The 14,704-nt window shown below is 65.5% G+C and carries 16 protein-coding genes; 13 read left to right on the top strand and 3 right to left on the bottom strand.

The window, feature by feature from the left end:
- Nucleotide 1: 1 nt before the first annotated feature.
- Together ACFV15_RS30960 and ACFV15_RS30965 are read right to left on the bottom strand one after the other, a co-directional pair.
- Entirely contained in the window at nt 2-562 is a 561-nt protein-coding gene (locus ACFV15_RS30960; protein ID WP_378354684.1) for a hypothetical protein, read from the bottom strand.
- Nucleotides 559-1,131, bottom strand: a complete 573-nt coding sequence (locus ACFV15_RS30965; RefSeq protein WP_378354685.1) for a hypothetical protein — start codon at nt 1,129-1,131, stop codon at nt 559-561. Before ACFV15_RS30965 ends, ACFV15_RS30960 begins: the two co-directional genes overlap by 4 nt.
- A gap of 230 nt (nt 1,132-1,361) precedes the next feature.
- Between ACFV15_RS30965 and ACFV15_RS30970 the strand changes: the two genes are divergently transcribed.
- The 5 genes from ACFV15_RS30970 (at nt 1,362) to ACFV15_RS30990 (ending at nt 6,116) form a co-directional block, all read left to right on the top strand.
- On the top strand, nt 1,362-2,291 hold the full coding sequence (locus tag ACFV15_RS30970) for a UbiA family prenyltransferase (RefSeq protein WP_378354686.1): 930 nt from the start codon (nt 1,362-1,364) through the stop codon (nt 2,289-2,291).
- 197 nt (nt 2,292-2,488) lie between these two features.
- On the top strand, nt 2,489-2,812 hold the full coding sequence (locus ACFV15_RS30975; protein ID WP_378354687.1) for a hypothetical protein: 324 nt from the start codon (nt 2,489-2,491) through the stop codon (nt 2,810-2,812).
- A 21-nt stretch (nt 2,813-2,833) separates the two neighbouring features.
- Entirely contained in the window at nt 2,834-5,107 is a 2,274-nt protein-coding gene (locus ACFV15_RS30980; RefSeq protein WP_378354688.1) for a helix-turn-helix domain-containing protein, read from the top strand.
- A gap of 188 nt (nt 5,108-5,295) precedes the next feature.
- Nucleotides 5,296-5,682: a DUF6355 family natural product biosynthesis protein gene (locus tag ACFV15_RS30985; protein WP_378354690.1), complete on the top strand. Its 387-nt coding sequence runs from the start codon at nt 5,296-5,298 to the stop codon at nt 5,680-5,682.
- A gap of 95 nt (nt 5,683-5,777) precedes the next feature.
- Nucleotides 5,778-6,116 carry a DUF6355 family natural product biosynthesis protein gene (locus ACFV15_RS30990; protein ID WP_378354692.1) on the top strand — a complete coding sequence of 113 codons (339 nt, stop codon included), beginning with the start codon at nt 5,778-5,780 and terminating at the stop codon, nt 6,114-6,116.
- Nucleotides 6,117-6,902: 786 nt separating this feature from the next.
- Here ACFV15_RS30990 and ACFV15_RS30995 read toward each other — a convergent pair.
- Complete coding sequence (locus ACFV15_RS30995) at nt 6,903-7,532, bottom strand: prepilin peptidase (protein WP_378354694.1); 630 nt, start codon at nt 7,530-7,532, stop codon at nt 6,903-6,905.
- 228 nt (nt 7,533-7,760) lie between these two features.
- Between ACFV15_RS30995 and ACFV15_RS31000 the strand changes: the two genes are divergently transcribed.
- The 8 genes from ACFV15_RS31000 to ACFV15_RS31035 all read left to right on the top strand — a co-directional run bounded on the left by ACFV15_RS31000 (nt 7,761) and on the right by ACFV15_RS31035 (nt 14,571).
- Entirely contained in the window at nt 7,761-8,345 is a 585-nt protein-coding gene (locus ACFV15_RS31000) for a hypothetical protein (protein ID WP_378354695.1), read from the top strand.
- A gap of 320 nt (nt 8,346-8,665) precedes the next feature.
- A complete protein-coding gene (locus tag ACFV15_RS31005) occupies nt 8,666-9,367 on the top strand; it encodes a hypothetical protein (RefSeq protein WP_378354697.1) in 702 nt (233 codons plus the stop codon).
- Between the two features lie 113 nt (nt 9,368-9,480).
- On the top strand, nt 9,481-10,194 hold the full coding sequence (locus tag ACFV15_RS31010; protein ID WP_378354698.1) for an SAF domain-containing protein: 714 nt from the start codon (nt 9,481-9,483) through the stop codon (nt 10,192-10,194).
- 38 nt (nt 10,195-10,232) lie between these two features.
- Nucleotides 10,233-11,102, top strand: coding sequence for a chromosome partitioning protein (locus tag ACFV15_RS31015; protein ID WP_378354699.1), 870 nt, complete (start codon nt 10,233-10,235; stop codon nt 11,100-11,102).
- Complete coding sequence (locus ACFV15_RS31020; protein ID WP_378354701.1) at nt 11,099-12,547, top strand: CpaF family protein; 1,449 nt, start codon at nt 11,099-11,101, stop codon at nt 12,545-12,547. Before ACFV15_RS31015 ends, ACFV15_RS31020 begins: the two co-directional genes overlap by 4 nt.
- Entirely contained in the window at nt 12,544-13,452 is a 909-nt protein-coding gene (locus ACFV15_RS31025) for a type II secretion system F family protein (protein WP_378354703.1), read from the top strand. The genes ACFV15_RS31020 and ACFV15_RS31025 overlap by 4 nt, the downstream gene beginning before the upstream one ends.
- 4 nt (nt 13,453-13,456) lie before the next feature.
- On the top strand, nt 13,457-14,350 hold the full coding sequence (locus tag ACFV15_RS31030) for a type II secretion system F family protein (RefSeq protein WP_378354704.1): 894 nt from the start codon (nt 13,457-13,459) through the stop codon (nt 14,348-14,350).
- A gap of 32 nt (nt 14,351-14,382) precedes the next feature.
- Nucleotides 14,383-14,571 carry a hypothetical protein gene (locus tag ACFV15_RS31035; protein WP_378354706.1) on the top strand — a complete coding sequence of 63 codons (189 nt, stop codon included), beginning with the start codon at nt 14,383-14,385 and terminating at the stop codon, nt 14,569-14,571.
- The last annotated feature ends 133 nt before the right edge of the window (nt 14,572-14,704 follow it).

The raw sequence follows: 14,704 nt of genomic DNA on the forward strand, positions 1-14,704 counted from the left end.
TTCAATGCGGCTGGGGGATGTCGAACAGTGAGCTGAGCACGTCGTTGTCGCTGCCGCGGTGGCGACGGAGAGCGGCTCCCGGACCGGACATCTGGGCCGTCATGTACGACGCGAGGGTTTCGGCCGCCGTCTCTTGTGGTGCGTCGTATTCCGTGCGGGCGAGACGCCTGCGGATCGCTTCTGGATCGATGTCGGGCAGGAGCTTGCGGAGCGCGTCGAACTCAGCGGAGTCGACCTTGCTGAAGTCTTCGTTGCCGCGGAAGTCGTCGTCGTGGCCGAGCAAGGCATGTGCGCCTTCGTGGAAGACCACCTGTGCGGCGAGCAGACGCTTGGCGTCCGAGGGGTAGCAGATGTAGTAGGTCTTGCGTGGGTCGTCGCTGATCAACACGCCACACGCTCGGGTCACGCCGAACTGGGTCGGCAGCAGCTTGACTTCGCGGTCAAGGGTTGACGACAGCTCCGCCACGAAACTGTCGATCGGGTCTCGCGTGGGGTCGATGTCGATCAGCGCGCGTGCCATCTTCTTGTAGCGGCGCCTGAGCATAAGGTCCGAGACGCTCACAGTGGCCCCCCTTGTTCTTGTGGATCTCCGCTGGTTGCAGCGCGGAACTGCGGTAGTAATGTCGCCGGCCTGCCTTCGGCGCCTTGGCGCTGCGGAGGTGGGGTCGAAGCCGCGCTGCCACTGTTGATCTTGTCGACGAGTGCTGTGAGCTGGGGCAGCATCGCTGTCACCTCGTCCTGTTTCATGCCGAGGATGGCGCGCGCGGCCCGCAGCCGTGCGTCACCTTTGCCGAGGGCCGCGAGCAGGTCGAGCTGCGCACCAAGGCGTTCCGGGGACCAGTCGTAGTCTTCGCGGAAGAAGTCCGCGCTCACCTCGAAGAACAGCGCGATCGCCTCCAGCTTCGCCCAGCTGATCTGGAGATCACCTTTGCCGTTTTTGAGCTTGCTGATGTATGCCGGGGTACACGACCCTTTCGTCTTCTCCTCCACGAACTTGGCCAGGTGCACGCTCTTGTAGGTGCCGCCGTTTTTCTTCCTGCGCTCGATGAGGAAATTCAGCTTCTCGGAGACCGAGCTCGGCGCCCGCTGCTTCTGGCGGTCGGCTTCTGGTGAGTGCTCGTCTGTCGTCACGCACTCACTCCTCTCGTACTCGGTCGGACCTGATCAGTCCCGGACTACGCCAAGTGAGCGACCTCGCTTGGGTGACCGCTTGCGTTTCAGTTGACTTCCAACTTCGGCGTAGCCATCCTTCGAAAGGAAGCTTAACTGGAACGCAAGTTTCAAGGAAGGGGTGCCACCCGAAAGATCATCTATGGCGTAACGAGGCGGCAAGGGCATGCTCGGGTACTCGAGGGAGCATCGTGCTGACGATCGCGGGGCTGCGGTATTTCCGAAATCTCATCATCGCGCATCGCCTTGAGTGGCCGTTGCCTGTTAATGCTTTATGCTATTCGACCTGGGGATCGTTGTACGCGGTGAGCAGCGTCGCCGAACTCGCGTCGCTCACGATCTTGGCGGCCACCCTGGCGAACGGGCTGCTCTTCACCTCGGGATTGGCCCTTAACTCGCTGGTCGACGTTCCGACAGACGAAAGACACGAGGACAAGAGCTATCAGGCGGCTGCGGTGCGCGAACTCGGTCGCGAGCACGTCGCTCTCTGGGCGGCCACAGAGGCCGCAGTCGGGATCGCCTTGCTAGCCTGGGTCACCTTGACCACCGGTCACTGGATGAGTCTGACTGCCGGCCTCACGGTTGTGGCGCTGCAGGGACTCTACAACGTTCCGCCCGCACACCTGAAGGCCCGAGGGTTCGCTGGCGCAGCCGCATACGGCGCCGCCGTAGCGACCACGCCGTGCCTGCTCTCATACTGGGCTGTCCGGCCGGACCTCGACATCACCACCTGCTTGATCTTCTTCGCGTTGGGGGTGTTGTCCGCTGGTCGCACCGCGTGGTGGTCGGTACCGGACCACCACGCGGACGCCGCCGCCGGCCTCAACACGCCCAGCGTGCTGCACGGCCGCCACCAGGTCACGTTGGCATCATGCGCCACAATGGCGGTTGGCTTAGCGATACTTGACGTCGGGCTGTGGTGGCGTTTCGGCCCCGCACTGGCGGCGTTGGGGATCAGTGCGCACGTGGTCGTGCTCCTGGTCGCGTTCGCGCCGTCGCTGGCCCGGCAATCACAACAAGTCGCGCTGGACTCGAGACGATTCCGAACGCGCATCCTCCCGCTCGTTGCGCTTGGTGAAGCCGCCATTGCCACCGTGCCCCTCGTCCAGATCGCCCTCTGACCTGCCCCTCGGATAAAACTTGCGTTCCAGTTGACTTCTCTCGATGTTGATCTAGACTTCGAGGTACTATATTAACTGAAACGCAAGTTTGGGTGTCCTCCTGCGTTCATCCCCCGGGCAGGAGGAGGTGGCGACGTGGTGGTCGGCCAGGCCGCCGTCACGTCGCCACGCGTAATGCCGCAGGAAGGACCCCGCACATGTCGGCCATTGTGATCAAGATGGATGCCTACGACTTCGTGCAGCTCACCGAGCAGCGCCGCACCTGGGTTACCTGGGCTGGTGCTTCGGAACCCGATCGCTACGAACCCATACGCGACGGGGATCCTGCACCGTCGATGCATTGGAAGTACGCCTACTGGATAGGACTTGACTGGGCCAGCGTACTGCTGTGCCGGGCGTATCTCGAATCCGAGCGCCAGCCGTACCAAATCATCGTCGACAACAGCTTACCCCCGGGTGGCTACGTTGTGCTGACTAACTGGTGTGATGCGGAGTTCACCCACACCTGCGCCGCGCAATAAGAGATGGATCCGCGGTGAGCCATGAGGTCGATCAACAGTTTCTCTGAAGCCGTTCACCGCCTAGCGCGGGCGAGGGGCATGAAACTGGAGGACGTCGCCGCGGGAGCGAACTACAGTCCGAGCTACCTGTCGAAGATGCTGCACGGACACCGCCGTCTGCTTCCAGCGGTTGTCACGAAGATCGACAAAGCACTTGGTGCCGGCGGGGAACTGGAACGGATCGCACAGGCTCAAGAAGCTGCGTGCCACACACCACCGAGGCCGATGCAGCTACCTCCCGCCGCGGCCTGTTTCGTCGGCCGCGACGAGTATCTGCATCAGCTCGACGAGGCGCTGATCACGCAGAACCGCCCCGGAGTAGCCGTCACGGTAGTGATCGAAGGCGGCTTCTGGGTCGGCAAAACGGAGCTGGCGCTGCAATGGGCAGCTCGCGTGGAGCACCGTTTCCCGGGTGGCTGCTTGTACGCCGACCTGCGAGGCCTAGCACCAGGCATAGCCGCGGACCCAAATGATGTGCTGGAGGCGTTCTTGCATGCGCTTGGCGCTGGCAACAGCGCCAAGCGCGGCACGCTGTCCGACCGCGCGGCGCTCTACAGGTCACTGCTCGCGCAGCGGCCAGCCGTTGTAGTCCTCGATAACGTCGCCGACTACGAGCAGGTCCGGCATCTACTCCCTGGGGCCGGGAGCACCGTGGTGACGACGAGTCGCGAACATCAACGGACGCTCCTGCTGCGCAGCGGCGGCCTGCAGATCGACCTTCCCCCGCTGTCGCTTCAGGAGGCGCTCACCTTGCTGCGGCAGCGCGTCGGTGACGCGCTGGTGAACGCGGAACCGGTGGCCGCTAAAGCTGTCGTGCGTCGCTGCGGGCTGTTGCCGACTGCAGTCCTGATTGCGGCTGAGCACGTTCGACAGCGCTACCGCCGGTCTTTGGCGACATTGGCCGACGATCTGGCGGTCGAAGAGCGCCGATTGGACCTGTTCACCTCGCCTGACGCGGCGGTGAACATCCATAGTGTTCTGGATCTCTCCTACCTGGCACTGCCCGCCCTGGCCAAGCGGGTATTCAGACTTCTTGGCATCAGCCCCGCCCACCTCATCAGCACCGAGTCCGCCGCCGCGGCCGCAGGCCTCACAGTCGAGGCCGCTCGCCCCACGCTCGAGGCGCTACGCCAGACGCACCTTCTCGACGAGGACGCCGACGGTCGCCTGCGCATGAACCACCTGGTGCGCGCGTATGCCTCCAAGCGCGCCTTCATCGACGAGCCGTTGTCCGAAGTGGAGCGCGCGCGCGATCGTGTACTAGCGTGGTACACCGCCACTGCCTGGCACGCTGGCAATACTCTCGCACCGCGCTGGGCAGGCTCGGCATTCACACCTGAGCCTGACAGTGAAGTCGAACCATTAACTTTCGCCGAGAGCGGCTACGACGGGGCCATCGCCTGGTGCGACACCGAGGTGAAGACCGCCGTCCACGTCGCCCGGCACGCGCGCGGTGGCCGAGGGCGCGATGCTGGATGGATGCTGCCGGCCCTGTTTCTTCCCTACTTCTACGTAACCAAGAACTGGGGCATGTGGCTGACCGCTGCCACGGAAGGTCTTGCCGCTGCACGCAATTGCGGAAGTCCGCAGGGAATCGCTTGGTCGCTGCACAGTCTGGGCTGGGTGCAGCATGAGCTCGGGCGAACAGAAGAAGCCTTGGAGCGCCTGAGCGAGGCGTTCGAGCTGCGCGCCGAGTTGGGCAATGACGACCGCCTGATTGGCTGGGTTTCGGTCACTTTCGCTGCGGCACTCCTCTCCGCCGGGCGCCGCGACGAGGCGCAGGCGCGTTTCGAGCTGGCGGAGAAACTGTTCTCCAAATTGGACTTCGACTTCGGGCTGGCGTTCACGCGCGCGGTGCTTGCCCACGCCTACCAAGCGGCCGGCGACGACGACGCAGCGGACCAGTGTGCACTGTCAGCACTAGAGAACGCCAAGCGGTCGAACGCTACGCCTGCTCTCAGTCTCGCGCATCATCAGTACGGATTGCTGTTGCTGCGGGACCGTCGGCACCGGGTCGCCCTGGGGCATCTGGACGCAGCGTTGAAGCTTCGCTGCAACAGCCGTGAACGTCGGGCCGAAGCGGAGACCCTGATTGCATACGCGGAAACACTCTCCGCCATGGATAAGCCCCTCCAGGCCAGAGAATCCTACACAGCGGCAGCAGGCATACTCAACGATCTTCGAGATCCGCGCGCGCTCGACTTGCACGCTCGCGTCGCCGCGCTCAATGCCCACGCGCACTCGAGTGACAGCTGAACCTTCCTCAGCATCTACCTTTCTGCACCGTACGCGAATATCATTCAGGCAGCTTGCCGCCCGCCGTCCTCCGGTAATGAAAACCGTTTCGATCTTGACAAGAAAAGCACAGAAAGTGCCCCATAAAAGGACAGATTTGTGAACGTGGATTTTCTCCATGGTGCAGCAAGATCGTCCACTGTGGAGCCATGCGAAACAATCAGAGCTTCTTGGAGAACAAGACGAGGTGGGTGTCGCGGGAACGTCGGCGCGACGCGGTCAGCGTGATCCTGTGCAGTATTCCGCTGATACTGGCCGTGGTCGCCACGCCGACTGAGGCGGAGGCCACTGAGACCCCAGCTTTCATCGATGCGACGGCGGCTGGCCATGCCTGCGGCTACAACGACGACGGCATGTATCGCCATTGCGGTTCCTTGGATAACGTCGGACTCGACACCAAGACGTGGCCGGCCTCCAGCTTCAGAGTCTGCGTCGGCCCCGGTCTCACTTACCTGCCACCCATCCTCCCGTGGTACGTCAAGGTCACAGGCGCCTCATTCAACGGCCGCGTTGGCTGCACGCCCGGCCTCTACTGAACGGCTGAGCTTCGAAACGAAGCGTCCACAACTCCATCGCCCTCGCCGAACACGCGGGAACCATCTATTCACACTTCCTGGAAGGAGTACCAGCGATGACACTGTCAGCAGCACGACGTACTGCATGCGGAGCAGCCGTCGCACTCACGCTGATGTTTATCCCCGTCACAGCGCATGCCGAGAACTACATCGACGCGCCCGCAAGGGTTGTCACGCCACTCGACACAGAATCGATCACCGATGTTTGCGGTTACTACCCGATGGGCATGTACCGCCATTGCGATGCCGGGACCGGCATGACGGTCATGGTCGATGCCCAGGACATCTGGGGCGGCATCCATGAAGTGTGTGTGCACCCCGGCATTAACAATCTTCAACCTGGAATTCGCTGGCGTGTGGTGGACGCCTGGTGGAATGGCGGCATCTGGTGCTGACCGCCCCGGGACGAATGTTCGCGCACTAGGCAGCAACCTTAACCATGGCGACCCGAGTTTCGCCCGTGTCGAGTTGTAGCCACAGCTCTTCGGGATCGACGCCAGCGACCCACGCCCCTACGAGCACACCTCCCATCTGAAGATCGAGTTGCCGTCGCCGACGTCAATTCCCGCGCCAACAACTCGACACCGAGCATCGGGTCCCGATCCCTACCTGAGGATCCCCAGTCGCAGCTCCGACGAGTTCGGAGTTCGCGAGGCGTGACGGGCGTCGAACACGATTCCCCATCCCCAGACGCCCGTCACATCCTCATCACGTGATCACGGAGGACATGGTGCATCTCCAGTTCATGGCGGTCCACACGCGACCACATGAGTCAACCAGTTGAGCCTCGAAGTGCATGCGCTCCGTGAGAATCACCGCCACAGAAGCGACAGACTTAGCACATCCGTGCACAACAGCAAGACACGAAGGAAGGTTCTCGATGACCGATTGCCTTTGAACCACGAGCCTGTGTCGGCGCCTGAATGACCGTCAGGTGACACCTCCCCGCGACCTGCTCAGCGGTTGGGTCGCCGGCGTGTACCACTTCGGAAACAGAGTCGTCATACCGCACAGAGAGGCTGACTCAAATGAGCTACTCCCTGAATTCATCAGTCCCGAGTCGCGTTGCTGGCGTCGGCGTGGCGATTCACCCGAACTACCGCTCATCATCCCCCTACCCCACTAGGCCGACGCGTCCGTCCCCGCCTTTGCGGCCGCAAGTCCTGAAAGATGTCGGAACGCTACTTGCTCGCCAAGGCCAGCGCGATGAACATGCCAACGATCAGAAAAGGCCCGAACGCGAGATCACCGCGATCACGGCGAGCACGCAGGCTGACTTGAACCAACAAAGCCAGTCCTGCCGACAGAAAGGCGGTCGCCCACACAGCTGGCCAACTGACCCAGCCGACCGCGAAGCCAAGCACGCCACCGAGCTTGACATCACCAGCACCAAGCTGGCCTCTGTAAGCCACGGCCAGCACCAACAGGAAGCAACCCATCGCGATACATCCGCCCGCCGCACGCAGGAAGCCGGCGGCGTCATGTCGAATGGCCGCTATCGCGCCGAACAAGCTGACCAAGATTGGGTAAAGCGGCAACACCAGAGAACTCGGCAGTCTCATCTCGGCGAGGTCCACCGCGGCGAGCGGAACACAGACGGCTGCGAGGATGCCGTAGGGAACAAGCTCAGCGCGAGCGCCGAAGCACCACGCCAGCTCGGCGAACAGTGCCGCAGTCGCGACCGCGCTCGCCGTCCGTCCGCTCAGCCAACTCTGCCGTTCCGACGCGTACACCCGAACGGCGGCGATGCTCAGCACCGTGCCTACCGCACTGCCGAGAAGGACGTAGCCGACCATCAACCAGCCCGCCACGACTACCGCCTGCCGGCGACAGGAAGCTGGAATTTCGCCATTCCACCACTGTGGACAAGCGAGCACGACCCCGCATCAGCGTTCATCCGACTGAGTGACACCTTCTTCGCCACCCGAGGAAGGAACGGTTCGGACCACTCGTACTGCGGAATCGCCGCACCAAGTCGGTGTATGACAGTGATGCTGACAATCTTCGACGTTCCGACGTCGCCGAACCGAGGAGACGCAATGGGAGCACGGACCACCAAGGCGCAGATCACCGCTGGAATGCTCTGCGTGGCGACGACAGCCCTGGTAACCGTGACCGCGTGCAGCTCGGGCGACGACCAGACTTCTCGAGCTGCCACCACCACTCCCCTGGCCACATCGGCGACGACGCCGTCACCCGCCTCACCTGCGGATCAGGCGAAGCAAAAGGCACTCGCCGCATACACCGGTATGTGGCGCGATTTCGTCGCGGCGGGCGCTACCTCGGACTGGCAGTCACCGGAACTCGGACGGCACGCAACCGGTATCGCACTCACGAACATGTCTCGCGGGTTGTACGCCGACCGCTACAACGGCTTGGTGACCAAGGGCGAGCCCACCATGAGCCCGAACGTAACCTCCGCGGAGCCCGCACTCGATCCGCTCAAGATCATCGTCACCGACTGCGGTGACTCGACGAAGTGGTTGAAGTACCGCGCGGACAACGGCCAGCTCTCCGATGACAAACCCGGCGGCCGTCGCTTGATCAATGCCATCGTCGAGAAGCAAGCCGACGGGTCCTGGAAGGTTTCAGACTTTGGCGTACACGATGTCGGGACGTGCTGACCATGCACCGCATCACGATCATCAGCAGCATCATAGCTGCCAGCTTGCTCTGCATAACCGCTCAAGCAATTGGCGATGACGGCTATGGCAGTGCTGCCTGCAGCCAGAACCCTACACCCGTTTGTGACCTAGGTGCGGGCAAGGGCGGAACCCCTGCGAAGCCCGGCGAGAAACCTGGTGGTGGTAACAAGAATCCAGGTAAGCCTGGTTCTGGCAACAGCGGGAAAGACAGTGGAGACACCGTCGTAGGCGGTAAGTCGACATTGGCGAGTTGCTCGTATGTGAAGAGCAATTATCAGCCTCCAGCCGGTGGAGTCGCGATGGCGTCCTTCACCAAATCAGCGAACTCCGGTGTCGTTGTACACCCTGCCGCCTACACGCGCCCTTCGAGGTCGGACGCTGGCCAGCTGGCCGCGCAGCCGGCACCGGGTAAGCCAGGGGCTTGGTACGTTTGGAAATGCTCGACCTCGGGCGTCCGGGACGGGCTGTACCGGCCGCCGGTGTGGATCGCGGATGGGCAAGCACCGGGCGCCGCCGCGTTGCCTTCACCGGCTGAGCTCGCGCAGATGGCGCGCAAGCAGTTGCGGCTGCCTGCCCCGACGATCGCGGTAAACCCGGTCGGGGATCAGCTGGTGAACCTGCCCACCTGGGTGTGGCTCTCCGGTGGCTGGGGCCCTGTGTCGGCGACAGCGTCGGTGCCGGGTGTGTCGGTGACGGCGGTGGCAACTCCGACGTCGGTGTCCTGGTCGATGGGTGACGGCAGCACGGTGACCTGCCGCGGTGCGGGGACACCGTTCCGCGCGGGGAACGATCCGAAAGCGTCCTCGCCGGATTGCGGTCACACGTATCGCATCTCGTCTGCTCGTCAACCTGGGCAAGCGTTTGCGGTGGTTGCGACGGTGCATTGGACCGTGTCGTGGTCCGGCGCGGGCCAGGGCGGCACCTTCCCGGACATGACCACGACCGGCGAGGCGGCGTTCCGCGTCGCCGAATCCCAAGCGCTCAACAACGGCGGCCGCTGACCTTCTCCAGCGGATCCCCGCTCCTCACAACGTAATCAGAACCAACTCGTCCATCCGAACGCCGATCTCCACATGGCGACGCGGCGTACTACCCCCATGCCTGGAGGCCCTGCGTGAGCACCACCAATGACACTCAAACCGACAACGACCGCACCGCCGATACGCCGTGGTTGAGCTCGAAAAGAAAACCCGCGACGTTCTCACGGCTGCGTGGGGTGGGCCGTCGCCGGAGCATCCCCCATTTGGCGCTCGGCGGGCTGCTGGTCGTGGCATGCGCGGCGGGGTTCGTGCTGATCTCGGTGAGCGCCGGCGACCGGCGCCCCGTCCTCGCGCTGGTACGCGCCGTCCCAGTCGGCCACGTGGTGACCGCCCAAGACCTGCGCCAAGCCAGTGTGGCGGTCGATCCCGACGTGGCCACTCTGGACGCCTCCCAGGCGAACACCGTGGTCGGCAAGACGATGGCCACCAGCCTCGCCGCAGGTTCCCTGCTGACGCGGGATTCACTCGGTGCGCCCGTGATTCCTGTTGCGGGACAAGCCATTGCCTCCCTGTCGTTGAAATCGGGCCAGGTTCCTCCCGAAGTGTCAGCAGGAACGCGAGTCACGGTGGTGTTCGTGCCGAACCCTGCCGGCGCGGCGGTGGCAAGTCCACCGGCACCGGATTCATCCGCACCGTCGTGGCCGGCAACGGTGGTCAGCGTGACCTCGCCGCCGAACGAGCAGGTGACGGTCGTGTCGGTGCAGCTGGCCGAAGCGGTCGCTCGCCAGGTCGCCGCGGTGCCGGCCGGGCAGGTGTCGCTGGTGATGCTGGCGGGAGGTGGGCGCTGATGCTGATCTCGTTGGTCAGTTTGAAAGGGTCACCGGGGGTGACCACACTGTCGGTCGCGTTGGCGGCTCGCTGGCCGGAACCTGCTCGGGCGCTGCTGGTCGAGGCCGATCCATCAGGTGGTGACATCGCGACACGGTTCGGTCTCGAGTCGGCACCCGGTCTGGTGAGCCTGACGGTGGCCGGGCGCCGAAGTGCCGACCCCGCGTTGGCGTGGCAGCACACGCAGTCCTTACCTGGTGGGCTGCTGGTGGTGTCGGCCCCGCCGGACGCGGATCGAGCGCGGGCGGCGTTGCTGGCGTTGACCTCCGATCGCCCGGCGCATGCGGGTGGTTTGCGCCTGGCCGCGGATCAGCCGGGGGCAGCGGTGATCGTCGATTGCGGACGGGTTGACGCTGGGTCATCGGCGATGCCGTTCGTGCGTGCCGCCGACGTGATGGTGCTGCTGGCCCGATCCCGCGCGGACGACCTGGCACACCTGGCGCGGCGGCTGCCGGAGGTCGGCCGCTGGGCGCGGCGTTCGGTGCTGTTGCTCGTTGGAGACGGCTATTCCACGACGGAGGTCGCTCGCGAACTGGGCGTGTCTCCGTGGGGCAGGGTTCCTGAGGATGTCTATGGCGCGGCGGTGCTCTGTGGTCGGCCGTGCGGTTTCCGGTGGCGCCGGGTTGGACCGTCACACTCGCCGCTGGGCCGGTTCGCGCACACAGTCGCGCGCACGCTGGCAGCGTCGGCAGAATCCGCGCAGGTGCCGCAGCAGGTCGTTCCTGTCCTTCAGCCGCCTGTTCTGCGTGCGGTACCGGGTGTGCCCGACAACCTCGTGGCGGTCCATGGCCTTCGCCCGCCGCCAGCCCCGCGGCCTGCCCAGCCGGGCTTCGATGACCAAGCGCCTCGGGGAGGTGCGGCGTCATGAACGTGCCCGTCAATGGCCGGCCTGTGAGCGGCAACCGGTATCCGCCTCTGGTGCCGCTGCGACCGCAGGCACCGGCTGCGGCGATTCCCGTGCAGGATCGTCTGGCTGTCGAGACCTCGGCCGCCGAAGAGCGACTGCGTCAGCATCTGCGCGACACGTTGGCCACCGAGCTGCCCAAGCAGGTCGAAGCCCAGCAGCGCCGCACCGGCGCCACCGTGACCCGCGAGTCCCGGCACACGCTGGCGCGGATGATCCTGGACGACGCGGTCGCGGTGCACAGCGAACGCGAGCTGATGGACAACCGGGCGCTGGTGGGCCGCGACCTCGAGCAGCGGGTGATCGGCGAGGTCGTCAACGAGCTGTTCGGGATGGCCGGCTTGCAGCCGCTGCTGGACGACCCGGCGGTAGAGACGATCAACGTCAACCGGTTCGACCGGGTCTTCGTGCAGTACAACGACGGCCGCCGCGCCCAGGTCGGGCCGATCGCCGGGTCGAACGAGGAGCTGACCGATCTGGTGCGGCTGCTCGCCGCGCGGGCGTCGAGCCAGGAACGCCGGTTCGACCAGGGCTCCCCCATCCTCAACCTCCAGTTGCCGGGTGGGGAGCGGCTGTTCGCGGTGATGGGCGTGACTGACGGCGGGGTGACCGCGCTGTCGATCCGCCGCCACGGCTACCTCACCGCCACCTTGGCCGAGCTGCGTGCCCGCGGCACCCTCGACCCCGGTCTCGAGCAGTTCCTGCGCGCGCTGGTCAAGGCGCGCAAGAACATCCTGATCACCGGCGGCACCGGAGCGGGCAAGACCACGCTGCTGCGCGCGCTGGCGGCGGAGATGGACCCGATGGAGCGGATCGTCACCATCGAGGACGCCTTCGAACTCGGTCTGCAGTTCGACCCCGAGATCCACGCCGACGTGACCGCGTTCCAAGCCCGCGAGGCCAACATCGAAGGCGAAGGCGTGATCTCCCAAGCCGAACTCGTCCGCTGCGGGCTGCGCCTGAGCCCGGACCGGGTGATCGTCGGCGAGATCCGCGGGCCCGAGGTGATCCCGATGTGCAACGCGATGAGCCAGGGCAACGACGGCTCGATGGCGACCCTGCACGCGTCCAGCTCGCGGATCGCGTTCACCCGGCTCGCCTCCTATGCCGCGCAAGGCGTCGAACGGCTCCCGCTCGAGGCTACAAATCTGCTGGTGGCCAGCGCGGTCCATTTCGTCGTGCATCTCGCCCGCGGCACCGACCGCACGACGCGCGTGGTGTCCTCGATCCGCGAGGTCGTCGACGCCGACGGCGCGCAGGTCGTGTCCAACGAGGTGTACCGGCCCGGCGCCGACCGGCGCGCCTGCCCGGTCGCCGGGACGTTGCGCACCGACACCCTCGACGACCTCGTCGATGTCGGCTTCGACCCCGGCGTGCTCGAGCAGCCCGACGGGTGGTGGCCGTCATGACAACGTCATTGAGCCTGTCGGTCACCGTGGCCGCGCTGCTCGGCGGCGGCGCCGGAGCCGGTCTTCTGCTCGTGGTCATCGGCTGGCGTGGGGTGGATCCAGACCGGCCGCACCGGCCCCGGCGGCACGCTGGGCAGCGGGACCCGCACCGGCTGCCACGGCTGGTCATCGCGTTGGCGGTGGCTGTGCTGACCGGGGTGGCCACCGGCTGGGTGGTCGGCGCGATCCTGGCGGGGCTGGCGTGCTGGGCCGTCCCGCGCGTTCTCGGCCGCGATCCCGAGCACGCTCGCCGGGTCGCGCGCATCGAAGCGGTCGCCACCTGGACCGAGATGCTGCGCGACACCCTCTCCGCCGCCGCCGGACTAGAGCAGGCGATCCTCGCTACCGCGCCACTGGCGCCGACCGCGATCCGCGGCGACCTGTCCGAACTCGCTGCCCGGCTGGAGAACGGGGAGCGGCTCGCGCCGTCGCTGCGCCGGCTGGCCGAGCAGCTCGCCGACCCCACCGGTGACCTCGTGATCGCCGCACTCGTGCTCGCCGCCGAGCAGCAGGCTCGCCAGCTCGGCGACCTGCTCGGCTCACTTGCCCACGCCGCCCGCGAGCAGGCCTCGATGCGGATGCGGGTCGAAGCGGGCAGGGCCCGCACCCGCACCTCAGTGCGAGTGATCGTAGGCACCACGCTCACGTTCGCCGTCGCGGTCGTGCTGCTCAACCGGTCCTACCTGTCCGCCTACGACTCCACCAGCGGCCAGATCGTGCTGCTCGGCATCGGCGCCCTCTTCTCTATCGGATTCGCATGGCTGGTGCGCATCGCCAAAGTCGCCGAACCGGTGAGGTTCCTCTCCTGCCCCGGCATGAACTCCGGCTCATCCACCGCAGCGCTGGCCGTGGAAAGGCAGGTGTGACGCCATGATCACCACATTGGCCTTGGGCGCGGGAGCCGGGATTGGGCTGTGGGCGCTCGCGGTGTGGCTGTTCCCGCCGCGCCCCGCACTCGGCACGATCCTCGCGCGCAGCAGCGCTCCCCCGGCACCTCCGCCGATCGTGACCGCCGACGACACCGGCTTCGCCGCCAAACTGGGCCGCCCGTTCGTCAGCCCGCTGCGGGCGCTCGGACTCCCCAGCGACCGGCTCACTCGTGACTTGACGGTCATCGGGCGTCCGGTGTCCACGCATCTGGCGGAGAAGGCGATCCTCGCCGTCGCCGGGATCCTCGCCCCAGCACTGCTGCAGATCCTGCTCTCCCTGGCCGGGTTATCGCTGGGCTTCGAGTTCCCGATCATCGCGGGCCTGGTCCTGGCGTGCGCAGGCTTTCTGTTTCCGGATCTGCGCGCCAAGTCCGAGGCGGCAAAGCTGCGGGCCGGGTTCCGGCACGCGCTGTCGGCGTACCTGGATCTGGTGTGGATCACGCTGGCCGGTGGCGCCGGTGTGGACAGCGCGCTCAACGACTCGGTAGCCATCGGGCACGGCTGGGCGTTCACCCAGATCCAGCGCGCACTCGACACCGCGCGGCTGACCCGCACCACCCCGTGGGCCACCCTGCGCCAGCTCGGCGACGAACTCGCTGTCACCGAGCTGTCCGAACTCGCCGCGTCGGTCAGCCTGGCCGGCACCGAAGGCGCGAAAGTCCGCGTCAGCCTCGCGGCCAAAGCCGCCGCGCTGCGCACACACCAGATCACCGACGCCGAAGGCGACGCCCAAGCCGCGACCGAACGCATGTCGCTGCCGGTCATGTCGTTGTTCCTCGGGTTTCTCGCCTTCATCGCCTACCCCGCGCTAACGCAAGTCCTCAATGGACTCTGAAAAACGCTTGCCAGTTAAGAAAGGAGAACACGATGTATGACTTTGTCACCGCATTGTGGACAACGCTACGCGCCAGGATCGAGGCACTACGCCGCGAACCGGAGGCCGGATACTCGACCGAGACCGTGCTGGTGACCGCGCTGCTGGTCGTCGCCGCGCTCGCGGTAATCGCGATCCTGGTCACCAAGATCACGGCCAAAGCCAACGGCATCAACCTGTAGGCCGCCATGCCCACACCACACACATCCCTCCAGCCACCTGTAGGGATCCGCTGAAGTTGTCGGTGTGACCGGTGTTGTTGTCGGCGAGATGTCGGTTGGCCGTGAAAGTTGTCGGTTGTCCGGCATGGCACAT

This window comes from Amycolatopsis sp. NPDC059657 (assembly GCF_042734395.1).
Classification (GTDB): domain Bacteria; phylum Actinomycetota; class Actinomycetes; order Mycobacteriales; family Pseudonocardiaceae; genus Amycolatopsis.

Bases quoted from the DNA above. Each gene is read 5' to 3' on its own strand.
- ACFV15_RS30975 (WP_378354687.1), top strand. From the start codon at position 2,489: ATGTCGGCCATTGTGATCAAGATGGATGCCTACGACTTCGTGCAGCTC.
- ACFV15_RS30980 (WP_378354688.1), top strand. From the start codon at position 2,834: ATGAGGTCGATCAACAGTTTCTCTGAAGCCGTTCACCGCCTAGCGCGG.
- ACFV15_RS30985 (WP_378354690.1), top strand. From the start codon at position 5,296: ATGCGAAACAATCAGAGCTTCTTGGAGAACAAGACGAGGTGGGTGTCG.
- ACFV15_RS30990 (WP_378354692.1), top strand. From the start codon at position 5,778: ATGACACTGTCAGCAGCACGACGTACTGCATGCGGAGCAGCCGTCGCA.
- ACFV15_RS31000 (WP_378354695.1), top strand. From the start codon at position 7,761: ATGGGAGCACGGACCACCAAGGCGCAGATCACCGCTGGAATGCTCTGC.
- ACFV15_RS31005 (WP_378354697.1), top strand. From the start codon at position 8,666: ATGGCGTCCTTCACCAAATCAGCGAACTCCGGTGTCGTTGTACACCCT.
- ACFV15_RS31020 (WP_378354701.1), top strand. From the start codon at position 11,099: ATGAACGTGCCCGTCAATGGCCGGCCTGTGAGCGGCAACCGGTATCCG.
- ACFV15_RS31025 (WP_378354703.1), top strand. From the start codon at position 12,544: ATGACAACGTCATTGAGCCTGTCGGTCACCGTGGCCGCGCTGCTCGGC.
- ACFV15_RS31030 (WP_378354704.1), top strand. From the start codon at position 13,457: ATGATCACCACATTGGCCTTGGGCGCGGGAGCCGGGATTGGGCTGTGG.
- ACFV15_RS31035 (WP_378354706.1), top strand. From the start codon at position 14,383: ATGTATGACTTTGTCACCGCATTGTGGACAACGCTACGCGCCAGGATC.